Genomic DNA, 14686 nt, shown 5'->3' on the forward strand with positions numbered 1-14686 from the left:
CTTCTCATATTTTCCTAAGAAGCTGTTACATGAATATTATCGATGTTCGGGCCTTCCGTGCCGGTCGTCACCACACGCAGCGTGTTCGTACCAACATTCATCGGCACCTGAAGTGTCGTCTCACCCCAATTCGCCCATCCGCCCGTTGCGTTGAACGGAGCATTGGAGATTACCTTCACCCCGTTCACATAGACATCCAGATTTCTCGTACCGGTTTCCAATGCATAGCGGAACTTGACATTTTTGGTACCAGCAACCGCAGCATAGATATTGCTCCACTGAATGGCACCATCCGTCATCGCTGAGAAATTAACATAACCGCTGCCGGTATAGCCTGCATGAAGCGATTCCACATCAGCGCCGGTCAGCGTTGTGTTCGTTTCCGCCTCGTAGGTCGTACCGCCAGTGTTGCCGCCTCCGCTGCTATTGCCGAGCTCGCCGACAAAGGTGATGACGCTCCGTGGAGGAAGCTGGGCTGTGAAGGAACCGCCAGACACATTGATCGGGCTCTGTGCAGCCAGATTACGCGAGCCATCCGTCACCCAACTGGATACGCTTGAGGTCGAGCCGTTCTGCAGCACGAATTTTTGATTCACGCTCGAGTTGCTTCTATTCACCGCTACGATGACCACCTTATTGTCACCCTTGTAAGCCGAGGTAAAGACATTCGTTTCCGGATTTTTCGTTGCATCTACACGCACATACCCCGGACGCACGAACTTGGCATAATGTGCCATCGAATAGCCGCGCTTGCTAATATTGCCGTCCTCTCTCATCGGGCCATAGCCCCGGCGGATATACCACCAGACATAAGCCTGGAACTCTGCATCCACCATATTATGATGGATATGATAAGCAACATCGAGCGCCTCTGGCCACAGATCACCCGAGGTCATATTGCTGTTCGGGTAGTATACCTCTGACATCCAGAGCTCCTTGCCTGCGCCCTTCTGCTTGAACAGCGGGTACGGGAAATTGCTGAATTGCGTGCCATACGTATGAGCGCCCAGAATATCCATATTCGCCAGCGCTTGCGGGTCGTTCAAGATCGGATCGGACATATTTTTCAGATATTGGAACGACTCAGGCGCCATGACCTTGGTTGTAATCGATCCTGCATTCTCCTTCATGAAGCGCAGCATTTCCTGCGGTGTCCACCATGTCCAGTCATGGGCATAATCCGGCTCATTCTGCACAGAGACCGCGTACAGATCCACACCGTTATTTTTCATATAGGCTACGAAATCGTTCAGATGCTGGGCATACGCTGCATACTTGTCATATTTCAGACGCTTGGCGCTTGTGCCATTGCGGTTGAAGGTTTCCACCATATCGCTTGGCGGATTCCAAGGAGAAGCAAAAACCAGTGCTCCGAGCTGCTGAGCCCGCTTGGCTGTGGCCACCTCGCGATTCCAGTTATTACGATTATCGTCGATCCAGATTCTGAGGATGGTAAATCCAAGCTGGTTCGCGCCATTGCCAAACGCCGTCTCCCGCTGCGAAGCAGTCAGATCGCCGATCCAGGCTGGATGGTTCATGCCGCCGAATCCACGGATGAGCTGCTTCTCAGAGCCCAGATTGATGATAGCATCACTGGCTGCCGAAACCTTCGGAGCAGGAGCAGCTACCATAAGCGGCAGTGCGGTAAGCACTGCCATTAGAAGACACATCGTTTTTTTGAAGCCGGATATCATTTCATTCATCTCCTCTAGTCATATAATATTTCCACATCTGTTCCCCTCTGGATGGATGATGCCGCGTTGCCCTTTGCAAGCACAGCATACGTTATCCAACATCACCTCTTTCTTCATAGTCGCCTATTCCTCCAATTGTAACCGCTTACCCTTTTGAGCATCCTATGCCCTGCGCACAGGGCATAGCAAACTCTCCGCTAAGCAGGGCAGCGAGAACAAGGACAAGGAATATTCAATACTTATAATTCTACATTTTTTTACTTTTTCCTTCTTGTTTTTTAAAAAAAATAAAAATTTTTACACACCTATTATTTACTGCTGTTCCCCGCCTCGGCAAGCGTCCGATATTCCTGAGGTGTCATTTGCGTCATCTTCTTGAAGAAGCGGGTGAAGGATTGCGGAGAATCATAACCAACAAGGGAACCTACCTCAGCTACTCTCAGCTCATCGGAGCCTAGCAGCTCCTTGGCCTTGCGCAGCCTAAGCTGTTCGATATACTCTGACAGGTTAAACCCCTTCTCCTGCTTGAATAGCCTGGACAGGTATGAAGGATTGAAATGAATCATATCCGCCAGCCTTACCAAAGACAAGTCCTCCCCAATATGTTCATCTATATAGGCACACACCTTCTCCACCGTGATCGCTGCCCGCCTGCGCTCCCCGCTGGTTCGCACCGAGAAGAGCGTTTCGGCTACTGTCCTCAAAGCGGCAAACGGCTCCCGCCAGCTCCGCGACTCCCGAAGCTGCAACAGCCCGTCGGCGCCTGTCTTATCCTGCAGCTCCCAGCGATTCGCATAGGATAAGAGCATCAGCGCAATGGTATAGTAGAGTTCCGTTGTATAGCGACAGCCCGGTCCTTGCCCCGTCACAGCCTCCGCCAGCTCATCGAAGAGATTGAGAAACTCCTGTCTTCTTCCAGCCTCCAGATGGTTCGCCAGCATCTCCGATTTGCCCCCGGACGCTCGATAGGCCACCGCTGGCTTATCGCCGAATGCCTCATCGCGCAAGGATACGGTCTGCACCATCCGGGTACCGTCTCCTGGCCGATCATGCTGACGTCTCCTGATTCGATCATAGGCAGCAGGCAAGCTCTCCCATGCCTCCGCCTCACCGCTCAAGGTGACGGCCAGCGACACATTCAATGTCGCCATGCAGGCTTGTTGAATCAGCTCAAAGGTACCCTCCAAAAACTTGACCGTATGGCAAAGCTGATCCTCGGCCTCCCCTGCCAGGACTGAACCAGGCTGAATGAGCCAGATCAGATCCCCATATCGGTCGATAATGCCGGTACTTGTCGTTCGCTCCGCCAGCCAGGACTCCGACAGAAACTTGACCGCCAGCGCGGCCTCATGTCGATCGGCATAGCTGATATCCGGGTCTGCGCATACCACAATGCCATGGACGAGCAGGACAGGCAGCGAGGCATCCAGAGAGATGCCCAGCCGCTGAAGATCATCCCCAAGCCGCTGATGATCCAGGGCAGTCGAATGAAACAAATGACGGAAATAGTCGCCTTGAGCCAGCGTTTCGAGCGTATGCAGTTGCTCTCTGGCTTGTTGCAGCAGATGGCTCATACGCATCGCCTCTTCAAGCTCAGTCATCGCGCGCCGCACCGCTTCGATGAGCTTCGGGTAGCCTTCGCTTTTCAGCATATACTGTACGCCAGGCTTTTGTATCGCCTGATAGACATAGTCAAACTCATTATGACCTGTCAGGAATACAATCTTGCATTGCGGCCAGTTGCTATGAATATGCTTCATCAGCTCCAGCCCGTCCATCTCCGGCATGCAGATATCAGAGAGTACGATGTCCACCCTCGTCCGGCGCAGCAGCTTCAGCGCCTCCTCACCCGAATAGGCCTTGTACAGATCAAGCTCCAGATCAAGATTACTAAATATATCCATCAAACCATCGGTTATAATCTCTTCATCATCCACGATCAGCATCCTGTACATTCGTTTCCCCTCCTCCTGCCGGAATCGCGATGGTCACTTCCAGTCCGCCCAGCTCGCTTCTGGCTAAGCGCAGGCCGCCTCTGCCGCCGAAGGTCATCAGCAATCGGCGGTGAATATTTACTAGCCCGGTTGTCTCCGCTTGCTCCTCCGCCTGCTGCAGCGCCAATACCAGCTTCGTCAGCTCCTCATCTGATAGTGTCTCGCCGTTGTCCTCGACTATGATGCGAGCTTCACCGTCCTGATGCTCGAAGCGGATGATCATGCGGCCGCCCTTCGCTTTTCTCTCCAGGCTATATTTGAAGGCATTCTCAATAATCGGCTGCACGATCAGACGAGGCACCGTCAATGGCCGCAACGCAGGCGGCAGCGGGTCGAAGCGCACCTGTACCCGTCTGGAGAAGCGCAGCTCCTGAATCTCAGCATACATGCGCGCATGATGAATCTCCTGCTCTAACGTGACGGTGTCGGAGGCATTGCGGGTCACGAACTGAAAGTATTCGCCCAGCAAGGTTGTAAATTGCTCGATCCGTTCCATATCGCCTGTGCGAACCATCGTATTCAGAATAAAAAAGCTGTTATACAAAAAATGCGGGTTAATCTGCGACTGTAGCTGCTTCAGCTCGGCCTTTTGCGCTAGAATCTTCTGCTTGTAGGCCTGGTCAATCAAGGAACGAAGATTAGCCACCATCTGATTGAAGCGTCCGTACAAATAGCGGAACTCATCCTTGGACTCATGGGAAATGTGAACATCCAGATCCCCGTTCTCCATCCGTCGGAAGCTCTTAACGAGCGTGAGCATCGGCTTATGAATATACATGTAGGTGGAGAGTGCAAAGGCTGCGATAATAACGAGGGTCGCAATCGCAAACAGCCATGCCCATACATAAAATTTCTGCAGCGGCTGTTGTACCACTTGCTCGGGAATGAGCCGGTAGATCGCCATCTCCAGACGTTCCGAACGTGCCATCACGGTATAGTAGTCCTTGCCGGACAGCTCCAGTCGATTAGCCGCCAGCGGCTCCATGCCGCCGAATCGCTCGATATGCTGCTTCATGTCAAGCTGTCTAAGCTCCCCGGTCGCACTTGCCAGCGATACTCCCCTGCTGCCTGACAGCAGCAGCGTCCCGCTGCCGGGGTACGTGTTGAACTGTGATAGCGCCTCCTGGAGCCTCGTGTTATCCAGCTCGATCTCCACAGTGAATAACGGCTGGGCTCCCTTCACCCCCGCCTGCTTGGCTGCGCCCAGATAGAGCCCGCCATTCCACTCGATAATATGTGAGCTTGGAGCGCCAAAAACGGAGCGGATCGCATAGAACCGCTCCGCCTGCAGGTTGCGCACGCCGTCGTCAGCCGACAGCGTGCGCCCGATGGAGGCAATATGAACGCTTACATCCTTGATGTACATGCTGCTGTTCTGCACCGTGAACAGCCGATTCATCAATGAATTCATCGTATCCGTCTTCTCTATAGTCTCCATTCGTCCCCACATGAGCGCCAGCTTGTTCAGATTCTCATCCTCCAGCAGACTGTACTGCAGCAGCTTCATGCGCTCGACCTCATTCTCCAGATCGGAGAGATAGAACTCGAGCTGTGAGGCCGCTGTCTTGGTCAGATCCTCGCTAGCGGTCTGCACAATCCAGTGGTACAGGTACGCTCCGAACAGCAGGATCGGCAGCATGACCAGCAGAAAGGTCACCAGCATTCGCAGAAAAATCGTATTGCGGAGAGAAAAGTCTGTTCGGTGCAGCATAGCGCTCCCCCTAATCTGTGACTGTAAGGCTACACTTGGATATTATCCCTTGACGCTTCCCAGCACAATACCCTTCACAAAATATTTTTGCAAAAACGGATAGGCCATAATAATCGGCAGCGAGCCAAGGAAAATCTGGGATGCCTTCAATGTCCGGTCTGAGATCAGCACCAGGTTAAGCATGGCATCACGTGACATATTGGATAGGTTCTGCTGAATAACGATCGTCTGGATATAGCTCTGGAGCGGATAGTTGGACGGACTGCCCATCAGCAGCAAGCCATCGAACCAGTTGTTCCAATGCTCGACCAGCGAGAACAGCGCGAGTGTAGCGAGCGCAGGCTTGGAGATCGGTACGAAGATCGTCCACATAATTCTCCAGTGGCTTGCCCCGTCCATAAGCGCTGCTTCCTCCAGCTCCTTGGGAATCTCACGAAAAAAGTTCAGCAGCAGCACGACACTAAAGACCGGAACCGCTCCAGGCAGCACAAGCGCCCAGATCGAGTCGAGCAGTCCATACTGCTTGATCGTAATGTACCAAGGAATCAGGCCGCCATTAAACAGCATCGTAATAAAAAAGAGCCAGGCATATACGAGCCGAAACCGGAACGCGCCGGATTCCTTCGATAGCGGGTAAGCGACCATTATCGTCAGCAGCAGATTGAGCGGCGTGCCGATACCGATACGAGTCAGCGACACCATCATCGATTGCCAGAATTCATTGCGGCTGGCAGTATATTGGTATGAAGCCAGCGTAAAGTCGACAGGCCACAGCTTGACATAGCCCGCCGAAGCCGCTGCACTGGAGCTAAAGGATACCGCCACAATATGGATAAGCGGCAGCACGCACAGCAGCGAGGCGAGGATGAGAAAGAAGGCGTTAAGCGGCGGGAACCATTCGAAGCGCTTGCTCCTCCCGGCTGGTTGATGGGTCTGCGGTTGCTTCACTGTTGTTCCTCCTCTAGAAAATACGATATTTTGCGAACCGGTACGCTATGAAATAGGAACCGGATATGAGCGTCAGGGAGATGACCGACTTGAAGAAGCCGACCGCGGTTGCTACGCCGTACTGCGCATCGAGCAAGCCGATCCGGTATACGAACGTATCCAGTATATCGCCGCTTTCATAGACCTGCGGGCTATACAGGTTAAATACCTGGTCAAATCCAGCATTGAGCAATTGACCAAGGCTTAGCACCGACAGCAGCACAATGACCATGCGCATGCCTGGAATTGTAATATGCCAAATTTTGCGCCAACGGTTGGCGCCGTCCATCGTGGCCGCTTCATACAGCCCCGGATCAATGCCGGTTATGGCAGCGAGATAGACAATCGTTCCATAGCCAAAGTTTTTCCATACGTCTGATCCAATCAGTGTAAAGGGAAACCAGTTGTTATCCCCAAGGAAAAAGATTTTGGGCAAACCAAGCGAGCCCAGGAAACTGTTGACGATGCCTCCCGACGGAGACAAAATATCGATAAGAATGCCGCCCAGCACAACCCAGGACAGAAAGTACGGCAGGTAAATCGCCGTCTGCACCGAGCGCTTGATGACGGAGTTTTTCAGTTCATTCAGCAATATCGCAAAAACAATAGGCACCAGCAGTCCTAGCAGCAGCTTGAAGCTGGCGATAAATAGCGTATTCCACATCACCTGCGAAAAGCTAGGTAGATGCATCACATAGGAGAAGTTGTCCCAGCCAATCCATTTCTGGTCGCCAAATAGGCCCTTGGCAGGAATAAACTTCTGAAAAGCGATGATGATACCGGACATCGGGATGTATGAGAATAGGATTATCAGTATCAGCCCCGGCAAGATCATAATATGCAACGGCAGCTCTCGAATAAATTTTGCTTTCATCTGTTCTCCCCCACACTGGCTAGCCAGAATAAGTCAGAGGAAGAAAGCAGGTTTCTTCCTCTGAAGGATGGCTTATTTCGCCGCTTTATACCAATCGTTGACTTCTTGCGTAATTTGATCTCCGCCTAGCTTCTTCCAATCCTGTACAAATTGATCGAATTTGTCGATCGATTCGCCCAGGATGATTTTCACAAACACTTCATTTTGCAGCTTCTCAAGCGTCGATTTCCGCTCGACCATGGTCGGCGTTGGTGCGCCAACAAATTTATCCATCAAGAATTGCTTGTTCTTATCATACTGGTCGGCAATTCCCATCGAGCCTTCCGGACCGTAGATCCGCTCCCAGCCCCACAGCGCAAAGCCTTCCGAGGTGCCTGATGCGAACATGTCCAGCTTCTCCTGAATGGTCTTGGCCTCGCCCTTGAGTACTGAGAAATCTCCTGCTTTGCGGGCAGCATCAATCTCACGGAACGCGTCTACATTCTTCATCGCAGGGTACGGCGTAACCGGTGACAGTTGCCATACGCTCTCCGCTTCCGGCGGCGCATAGTATTTGTCAAACTCCGCCGTCTCGCCCCAGTTCTTCTCCAGATGGAGATTGAACATCTTGATGACCGCTTCCGGGTTGGCTGCTCCCTTCTTCACGGCAAAGAAACGAGTCGTGCTGAACTTGAGCGGTACCTTAGGCGTCTCGCCTGATTCCGATACGATCGGGAAAGCCTGCCATTGCGCATTCGGATCATTGTTGCGATTCAACTGCAGCGGCCAGATCGAGTTCCATTGCTCTCCATACTCCATGCCAATCTTGCCGGAGGAGATCGTCTCCGATACTTTGCCTCCATCCTTAATGCCGAACTCCTGATCGATCTGCCCGTTCTTGGACATCTCCTGCAGCACCTGAAGCGCTTTCTTAACCTCTGGCTGAATGCTGCCGTAGACCAGATTGCCAGATCCGTCTTCAACCCAGATGTTCGGATAAGCGTTATAGGCTGCCATGAAGCCTTCAAGCCCCATTGCTCCGCCCCACAGGTCTTTGGTTAATCCAAGGCCGTAGGTGTCCGGCTTGCCGTTGCCGTCAGGATCGTTCTCTGTAAACGCTTTCGATATATTCAAAACATCAGCGATCGTTTTCGGTGGCTCCAGCTTCAATTTATTCAGCCAGTCTGTACGAATCCAGATATACATCGAACGTTCAATCGAAGACTCGAGCTGCGGAATCGCCATCAGCTTGCCATCAAAGGTAGCGGCATCGAATGGGCTGGTTCCTTCCTGCGAGAGAACCTCCTTCGTCAGCGGCGAAGCAAATTTCTCATACAATGGCGTCATATCCTCGATCTGGTCGGAATCAGCCAACTGCTTCAACTGCGTGGCATTGACCGGAATGACATCAGGCAGTGTGCCGGAGGCCAGCGTTACATTGATCTTTTGTAGATATTGATCAGAGGTAGGGGAACCCTTCACGATCCAATCATACTTGATCTTGATGCCGAGCTGCTCCTCATAGAGCCTCGACCAGCGGTTATCCTCGATCGTCTCGCCATCAAGGACGCTAAGTACATTGTTTTCCACGACGTCGTTCAAATCCCGGACAAAGGATACCTCGATCGGCGGATCATACTTGCCTAGCGGCTGGTCATTTGTTGTCGAATTCGTGCTTTGTTGATTGGATGGCTCCTTGGCCGGCTCCTTATTCCCTGTACCCGTGCTGCCTGTTTCGCTATTTCCGGAGCAAGCGCTGAGAACCATCGCCGCAGCCAAGGCCGCCGACATCCCCTTTATCCATCTCGTCTTCCTGTTGCTCATGTGCATCCCCCCAACAAGTTTGTGTATCTTGCAGTTGATTACACTATTTATTATGAGGTGCAAAACAGCTTCCGGCAATGCGCAACTCTTTACATTGCTTATCCTGCCTTTACAGAAATGTAAGCGTTCTATTTACGTTTTCTGTTAACGCTTTCTCGATCGGCGAGGTCAATACAAAGATCACGCCCGTTGATTATAAGCTGCATTTGTAACTTCCTTGGCTTTTGCTCTACATCAAAAGAACGACTTGGTCGATATATGTACCTAGGTCGTGTCTGAACACCCGTTCAAGGGCATCTCTCCCCGCCTTTTCGCCCCATGCTGCGTTGCTTTTTCTTGACGTACCCCCGGTACGCCTGCGAAAATGCGCCTTGCCTGGAACGAAAATTCGGCCAGATCTGTTCCGTTCAGAGTTTTCAGACACGCCCTAGTACCTGCATTTATCGATTCAGTGGAGGTTATCTGTATTGAAAATACAAGCAGAATTTGGACTTCGTATAAAGGAACTACGTGCAAAATCAGGCATTTCACAGGAGCTGCTGGCTGAACGCGCCCAGATGGATCGAGCGTATCTAAGCGCAGTGGAAAGAGGCAGGCGCAATATTTCTCTTCAGAGTATTGAGCGGATTGCATCGGGGCTGCGAGTATCTGTAGGCTATTTATTTTCTGATGAACGGTTTACTGTAAAACCGGCTTACGTGAAGAAGGAATTCGCTGTGCCATTTTCGGAGCGATTCCATTATAGTCTTGACCAAGAAAGCAGAGTGCTTTCCTTTGAGGTGAAGGGTTTATTCTCGGATAGAAAAGAGGTAAAACATTTATCCTCACAGATTCTTGGTATCTGTTCTGCATTTGGCAAAGGGGGGTTAAGTGTCTTGGTAGATCATCGCCAGATGCTTACTTCACAAGGTGAGCCTGCGGTGTACTCACCAGAAATTATTGAAGAAGCAGATCTATTCCAGCGCCATTTGTACGAGTACAGTAAAAAAACAGTCGTGCTTTGCAACTCAGACTTCATGGTTCAGCAGTTTAATTTTGTAACGAAGGCAAACGGTACAGACTCGACCCACCTATTCGGGCAAGACAAGCAAATGGTCGAGCAAGCATTTCGTTTACTGGACATTAACGGGAATGACCTGATCAAGCCACTTGTATAGAAATGCGCCTCAAAAAAAGCTTGACCGTCATGAAATGAATATGCTATATTATTATTCGTTGGCAACACAACATGCGGTCGTGGCGGAATTGGCAGACGCGCTGGATTCAGGTTCCAGTGGTAGCAATACCGTGGAGGTTCGAGTCCTCTCGACCGCATTCCATTTAATCATCATTAGCTTATCTATGCTCTAGCAGCATGGATAAGCTTTTTTTGTATTGCATAGCCCCAGACCTCATCCCATTCATCTCATGGAACTCCAGCCCACCGAAATTCATCCTATTCGCCCCCTATCAGACCATCCACTCTACTGCGCTCTTCCTCTCCCACACATTGACATAATTAGGACTTTTGTAATGGTTATCAAGAACTGTGTATGGTATGATAAATGGGTATTACAACCCATTATACTCCGGTTTTCAGACGATATTACGTTACATTTCGGAGCAGCTTTGGTTGAGTCGTGGCCGTCTTGCCACTCCTATTTGTGAATAAGGCATATAACCTATTTCGGGAGGCAGCTTATGAGAAATATGTCCATCCGCATCAAACTATTTTCCGGCTTTACCGCAGTGATTGCCTTGATGATTATGATTATCTTCATAGGAAACTATCAGATCTCCTCGCTGAACACCACCTACAATCAGTTGCTTGAAGACCGGGTACATAAAATGCTGCAAATCAAGGACATGCTGATAGCGATCAAATCCCAGCAAGCTGCCGCTCGCGGCTACGCCCAGGTCGGCGATGAAGCGGCGATGAATCAAATTCGTGCCAATCATGAGGAATTCGTGAAGCTGAGCGATGAAATGAAGAGTATTTCCTTCTCGAACGAAACACAGGTACTGCTAGGAAAGATCAGCACTGTGGAGAATGAATACCACGCCATCCTGCTCAAGCTGATCGAATATAAAAAGGCCAACCAGGTTCAAGCCATCAACAGCCTGCTGGCTAATGAAGACCGCACCAAGGTAGCGGAGCTGGAGCAGGCGCTGGACGAGATGGTTCAGTATCAGAGCACGCAGCTTGAGGACGGGGGCCAGGAGGCTCTGAATCAGAGTGAAGAGATTCAAAGGCTGATCGTCATTCTGGGAATCAGCGTCGTACTCGCCGGCATCATCATCGCCTACCTGACCAGCAGGATGATCGTCACCCCGCTAAGGCAGATCTCCAGCGTCGCGGAGCAGATTGCCGCCGGCGATCTGACCGGAGAGAAGATTGAGATGAGGAGTGATGACGAGCTGGGCAAGCTCTCCAGCACCTTCAACATGATGTCCAATAATCTGAAGTCCATTATCATTCAGGTGAATCAAGGCGCCATGCAGGTGTCCGCGGCTGCGGAGGAACTGAACGCCAGCGCCGAGCAGGCGACAGCCGTAACTGGACAGATTGCAACAACGATGCAGGATCTGGCCTCCGGGTCAGATACACAAGTGCAACTGGTGAGCGACGGGTTGCAGACAACCGGGGAGATGTCATCTGGCTTCCAGCAGATTGCTTCCCGTACACAGAGCGCTTCTGAGCGGGCGGAGGAAGCATCGCATAAAGCCAGCATCGGCAATGAATCGATTCAGACCACCATCACACAAATGAATGCCATTCAAGCCAAGGTGCAGCAGCTAGGAGGCATCGTCGACGAGCTAGGCGGTCATTCCCAGGAAATTCAGCTGATCATCGATACGATGACCGACATCGCTGCACAGACCAATCTGCTGGCACTGAACGCCTCCATTGAGGCAGCTCGTGCAGGAGAGCATGGACGCGGCTTTGAAGTTGTAGCGGGCGAGGTGCGCAAGCTGTCCCAGCAATCCGCCGCATCGGCTGAACAGGTCTCCACACTGATCACCTCGATTACAGGCGGTGTAGGCCAGGCGATCCAATCGATGAACATGGTCGCCGACGAGGTGCAAGCTGGCATCCGAACCGTTCATGCCGCAGGGGAGTCCTTCCAGCAGATCAGCCAAGCCGTCAGCACGGCGGCTGTCGATACGATGGACGTGTCGTCAGCTATAGAGCAGATGACCGCTGGCGTCGAGCAGATGGCCAGTGCAATGAAGGTCATCTCCAGCGTGACCGAGAATGCTGCGGCTAGCACGGAACAAGTTGCCGCATCCAGTCAGGAGCAGCTCTCTTCGATGCAGGAGGTATCCTCAGCCGCATCCTCACTGTCCCAGATTGCGGACAAGCTTCAGTTGACGATCAGCCGCTTCAAGGTGTGATGCCTAAGGAGACCGGGCGAATGAGGAGGAGCGTCGCCCACTCCTGGGCGAAAGCTGTGCATGTCCCTCTAGGGGCTGCTCTCCCCCAGAGTCAGGACAGCAGCCTCAAATTCGCCGAAGCAGGCGAATGTACAGGCTTTTTTCGCCCTTGTGCGTATACTGCTATCGTAACTAAAAACTTTAGTGAGGTGTTTCGTTCGATGGCTTATAACCGTTATTGCAATCAAGTTGGCCCGGCCGGCGTCGGCCCCAATCAAGCTGGCCCGAGCCAGCTAGGCCCTGTCGTCACTGCCCCTACTCAAGTCTATAACCAGGTCTATCATCCACAGATGCTGCCGGTCATTCATCCGATTGAAGTCATCAATCAGCATCATATTGTTCCTGTGCCGAAGCATTACTTCCCGGTCACTGTGAAGAATGAATGCTGTGGCCCGATCGGTCGCATCAGCCGCAGCAGCAGCCGCGGCATGCGCAAATCTCGGTAGTACGCCTCCTTCATGCGTCAGACCCTATAAAGCAGCAAAGCGCCAGACCCTCGGTCTGGCGCTTTGCTGCTGTCCGGAGACAGACAACGGACACGGATCGCTTCCTATCCATATCCCTTCATCTCATGCTCCCCGCTGATCAGGCAATGGGCGGCTCCCATAGCTTCACGATCCGCTCGCATAGTCGCTCCAGCAGCGGTTCATGATGGCTAATGACGAGTACCCCCATGCGCTCCTGCCTCACCATGCTGAGTACAGTGTGCCATAGTTGGGCTTGCGTGACCGCATCCAGCATCGAGGTCATCTCATCGGCAATCAGAAATCGCGGCTTGCAGGCCAGCGTTCGGGCAACGCAGCATCGCTGCAATTCCCCGCCCGACAGCTCATGCGGATAGCAGTCCAGCCATTGCGATGCAATACCGAGCTGCTCCAGCAACTCCTCGCTAGGCGCAGCCCCCTCTCCGAGGATGCGGCGGATGCGCCATCTGGGGTTGACCGCAAGCTGTGGGTGCTGCGGAACGAATTGCACCGGGTTCGGCGCTCCGCGTCCTGGAGGGGCAAGACCAGCAAGCTGTTGCTCTCCGGCAAGCCGAACCCAGCCTTCCGTCGGACGGACATAGCCAGCCAGCACCCGCGCCAGCGTCGTCTTGCCGCTGCCGCTAGGTCCCATAAGTCCGGTAATTGTACCCGCAGCAAGCTGTAGCTCCACGGAGCGGAACAACCAGGCACCGCCAGCATGACGAAACCCCAGCCCGCTTGCTTCAAGTCGCATGAATACACCTCACCCACCCTTCCTCGTCGCGCTGGAGCGGCGGAAGCTGCCCGCCGCAGCTCGGTATAGCCAGGAGGCAGCGTGGCTGGAACGGGCAGCCGCCACTAGCACGCTCACCCGGCAACGGCTGCGAGCCGGGCAGCACGGTGAAGCCGTTACGCGGCAGCGCATCCCACAGTGCCCGGCTGTACGGATGGCGGAGCTGCGAGCCATCCCCGGCGAATCGTCTTGCTGGCGCCAGCTCAACAATCGTGCCTGCATAGAAGACGGCAATCTGATCCGCCCAATCCACCACAGCCTCCAGATCATGCGTGATGATCAGTACGCCGGCACCTTGGTCGGCCAGCTCCCGCAACCGACTGACCGCTGCCGCTGCCTGCTGCATGCCCAGACCGCTCGTCGGCTCGTCGGCAATGATCAGCTCTGCCTCGCCCAGCGTTGCCGCAGCGGTCAGCACCCGCTTGGCCATGCCGCCTGACAGTTGATGCGGATATAGACGCTTCACCCGCTCCTCCAGTCCATAGCGCCGAAAGATACGATCAAGCTGCTCTCCCTTATGCCCCCCGCCAGCTCCTGTCACTTGACTGCCTACACGCATCAACGGGTCCAGATAATCTACCGACTGCGGCACCAGCATCAGGCTGGTGCCGCGTAGCTGCTCCTGACGGCGGGGAGTTAGCGGCTCCCCCTTGTACAGCATCTCGCCCGCCAAGCTGGCGTTGCGGGGAAGCAGCCCCATGATGGCATGAGCAAGCAGACTTTTGCCAGAGCCGCTGGAGCCGACCACCGCAACGAGACGGCCTGCGCCGAGCGACAGCTCAAGCCGATGAATCGATTCCACTGTCCGGCGACGGAACCAACCGCTGTAATGGGAAAATGACAGAGATAACTGACGAATGTCCAGCAGGGTCATTCACTTTTTCTCCTTTCTGATGCTGTATCATTGCCGATCATCGCTGCAAGGCATGTGGCTTGATCGACCGCCGTCATG

At 53.0% G+C, this 14686-nt stretch carries 11 protein-coding genes and 1 tRNA gene; 4 read left to right on the plus strand and 8 right to left on the minus strand.

The window, feature by feature from the left end; genetic code table 11:
- Positions 1–14: 14 nt before the first annotated feature.
- The 6 genes from xynC to ACY1JZ_RS22145 all read right to left on the minus strand — a co-directional run bounded on the left by xynC (position 15) and on the right by ACY1JZ_RS22145 (position 9063).
- Positions 15–1694 carry a glucuronoarabinoxylan endo-1,4-beta-xylanase XynC gene (xynC, locus tag ACY1JZ_RS22120; RefSeq protein ID WP_462630957.1) on the minus strand — a complete coding sequence of 560 codons (1680 nt, stop codon included), beginning with the start codon at positions 1692–1694 and terminating at the stop codon, positions 15–17.
- Between the two features lie 308 nt (positions 1695–2002).
- The gene (locus ACY1JZ_RS22125; protein WP_462630958.1) at positions 2003–3649 is read right to left on the minus strand and encodes a response regulator transcription factor; all 1647 of its coding nucleotides are present in this window, start codon (positions 3647–3649) and stop codon (positions 2003–2005) included.
- Complete coding sequence (locus ACY1JZ_RS22130; RefSeq protein ID WP_462630959.1) at positions 3624–5399, minus strand: sensor histidine kinase; 1776 nt, start codon at positions 5397–5399, stop codon at positions 3624–3626. Before ACY1JZ_RS22130 ends, ACY1JZ_RS22125 begins: the two co-directional genes overlap by 26 nt.
- Before the next feature lie 42 nt (positions 5400–5441).
- A complete protein-coding gene (locus tag ACY1JZ_RS22135) occupies positions 5442–6347 on the minus strand; it encodes a carbohydrate ABC transporter permease (RefSeq protein ID WP_462630960.1) in 906 nt (301 codons plus the stop codon).
- 13 nt (positions 6348–6360) lie between these two features.
- The gene (locus ACY1JZ_RS22140; RefSeq protein ID WP_462630961.1) at positions 6361–7260 is read right to left on the minus strand and encodes an ABC transporter permease; all 900 of its coding nucleotides are present in this window, start codon (positions 7258–7260) and stop codon (positions 6361–6363) included.
- Positions 7261–7332: 72 nt separating this feature from the next.
- Complete coding sequence (locus tag ACY1JZ_RS22145) at positions 7333–9063, minus strand: extracellular solute-binding protein (RefSeq protein WP_462630962.1); 1731 nt, start codon at positions 9061–9063, stop codon at positions 7333–7335.
- Between the two features lie 467 nt (positions 9064–9530).
- Between ACY1JZ_RS22145 and ACY1JZ_RS22150 the strand changes: the two genes are divergently transcribed.
- From ACY1JZ_RS22150 to ACY1JZ_RS22165, 4 genes are all read left to right on the plus strand, one after another.
- On the plus strand, positions 9531–10220 hold the full coding sequence (locus tag ACY1JZ_RS22150) for a helix-turn-helix domain-containing protein (RefSeq protein WP_462630963.1): 690 nt from the start codon (positions 9531–9533) through the stop codon (positions 10218–10220).
- Positions 10221–10293: 73 nt separating this feature from the next.
- Positions 10294–10377 (plus strand) — tRNA-Leu (locus ACY1JZ_RS22155).
- 366 nt (positions 10378–10743) lie between these two features.
- A complete protein-coding gene (locus ACY1JZ_RS22160) occupies positions 10744–12438 on the plus strand; it encodes a methyl-accepting chemotaxis protein (RefSeq protein ID WP_462630964.1) in 1695 nt (564 codons plus the stop codon).
- 200 nt (positions 12439–12638) lie between these two features.
- Positions 12639–12923 (plus strand): hypothetical protein, encoded by a 285-nt coding sequence (locus tag ACY1JZ_RS22165; RefSeq protein WP_462630965.1) that lies wholly within the window; start codon positions 12639–12641, stop codon positions 12921–12923.
- Positions 12924–13062: 139 nt separating this feature from the next.
- Here the strand turns inward: ACY1JZ_RS22165 and ACY1JZ_RS22170 are convergent, their stop codons facing one another.
- Together ACY1JZ_RS22170 and ACY1JZ_RS22175 are read right to left on the minus strand one after the other, a co-directional pair.
- The gene (locus ACY1JZ_RS22170; RefSeq protein ID WP_462630966.1) at positions 13063–13695 is read right to left on the minus strand and encodes an ABC transporter ATP-binding protein; all 633 of its coding nucleotides are present in this window, start codon (positions 13693–13695) and stop codon (positions 13063–13065) included.
- Positions 13685–14608: an ATP-binding cassette domain-containing protein gene (locus ACY1JZ_RS22175; protein WP_462630967.1), complete on the minus strand. Its 924-nt coding sequence runs from the start codon at positions 14606–14608 to the stop codon at positions 13685–13687. Before ACY1JZ_RS22175 ends, ACY1JZ_RS22170 begins: the two co-directional genes overlap by 11 nt.
- Between the last annotated feature and the right edge of the window lie 78 nt (positions 14609–14686).

Source organism: Paenibacillus sp. J5, assembly GCF_054955055.1.

Bases quoted from the DNA above. Each gene is read 5' to 3' on its own strand.
- ACY1JZ_RS22140 (WP_462630961.1), bottom strand. From the start codon at position 7,260: ATGAAAGCAAAATTTATTCGAGAGCTGCCGTTGCATATTATGATCTTG.
- xynC (WP_462630957.1), bottom strand. From the start codon at position 1,694: ATGATATCCGGCTTCAAAAAAACGATGTGTCTTCTAATGGCAGTGCTT.
- ACY1JZ_RS22165 (WP_462630965.1), top strand. From the start codon at position 12,639: ATGGCTTATAACCGTTATTGCAATCAAGTTGGCCCGGCCGGCGTCGGC.
- ACY1JZ_RS22170 (WP_462630966.1), bottom strand. From the start codon at position 13,695: ATGCGACTTGAAGCAAGCGGGCTGGGGTTTCGTCATGCTGGCGGTGCC.
- ACY1JZ_RS22125 (WP_462630958.1), bottom strand. From the start codon at position 3,649: ATGTACAGGATGCTGATCGTGGATGATGAAGAGATTATAACCGATGGT.
- ACY1JZ_RS22130 (WP_462630959.1), bottom strand. From the start codon at position 5,399: ATGCTGCACCGAACAGACTTTTCTCTCCGCAATACGATTTTTCTGCGA.
- ACY1JZ_RS22145 (WP_462630962.1), bottom strand. From the start codon at position 9,063: ATGAGCAACAGGAAGACGAGATGGATAAAGGGGATGTCGGCGGCCTTG.
- ACY1JZ_RS22175 (WP_462630967.1), bottom strand. From the start codon at position 14,608: ATGACCCTGCTGGACATTCGTCAGTTATCTCTGTCATTTTCCCATTAC.
- ACY1JZ_RS22160 (WP_462630964.1), top strand. From the start codon at position 10,744: ATGAGAAATATGTCCATCCGCATCAAACTATTTTCCGGCTTTACCGCA.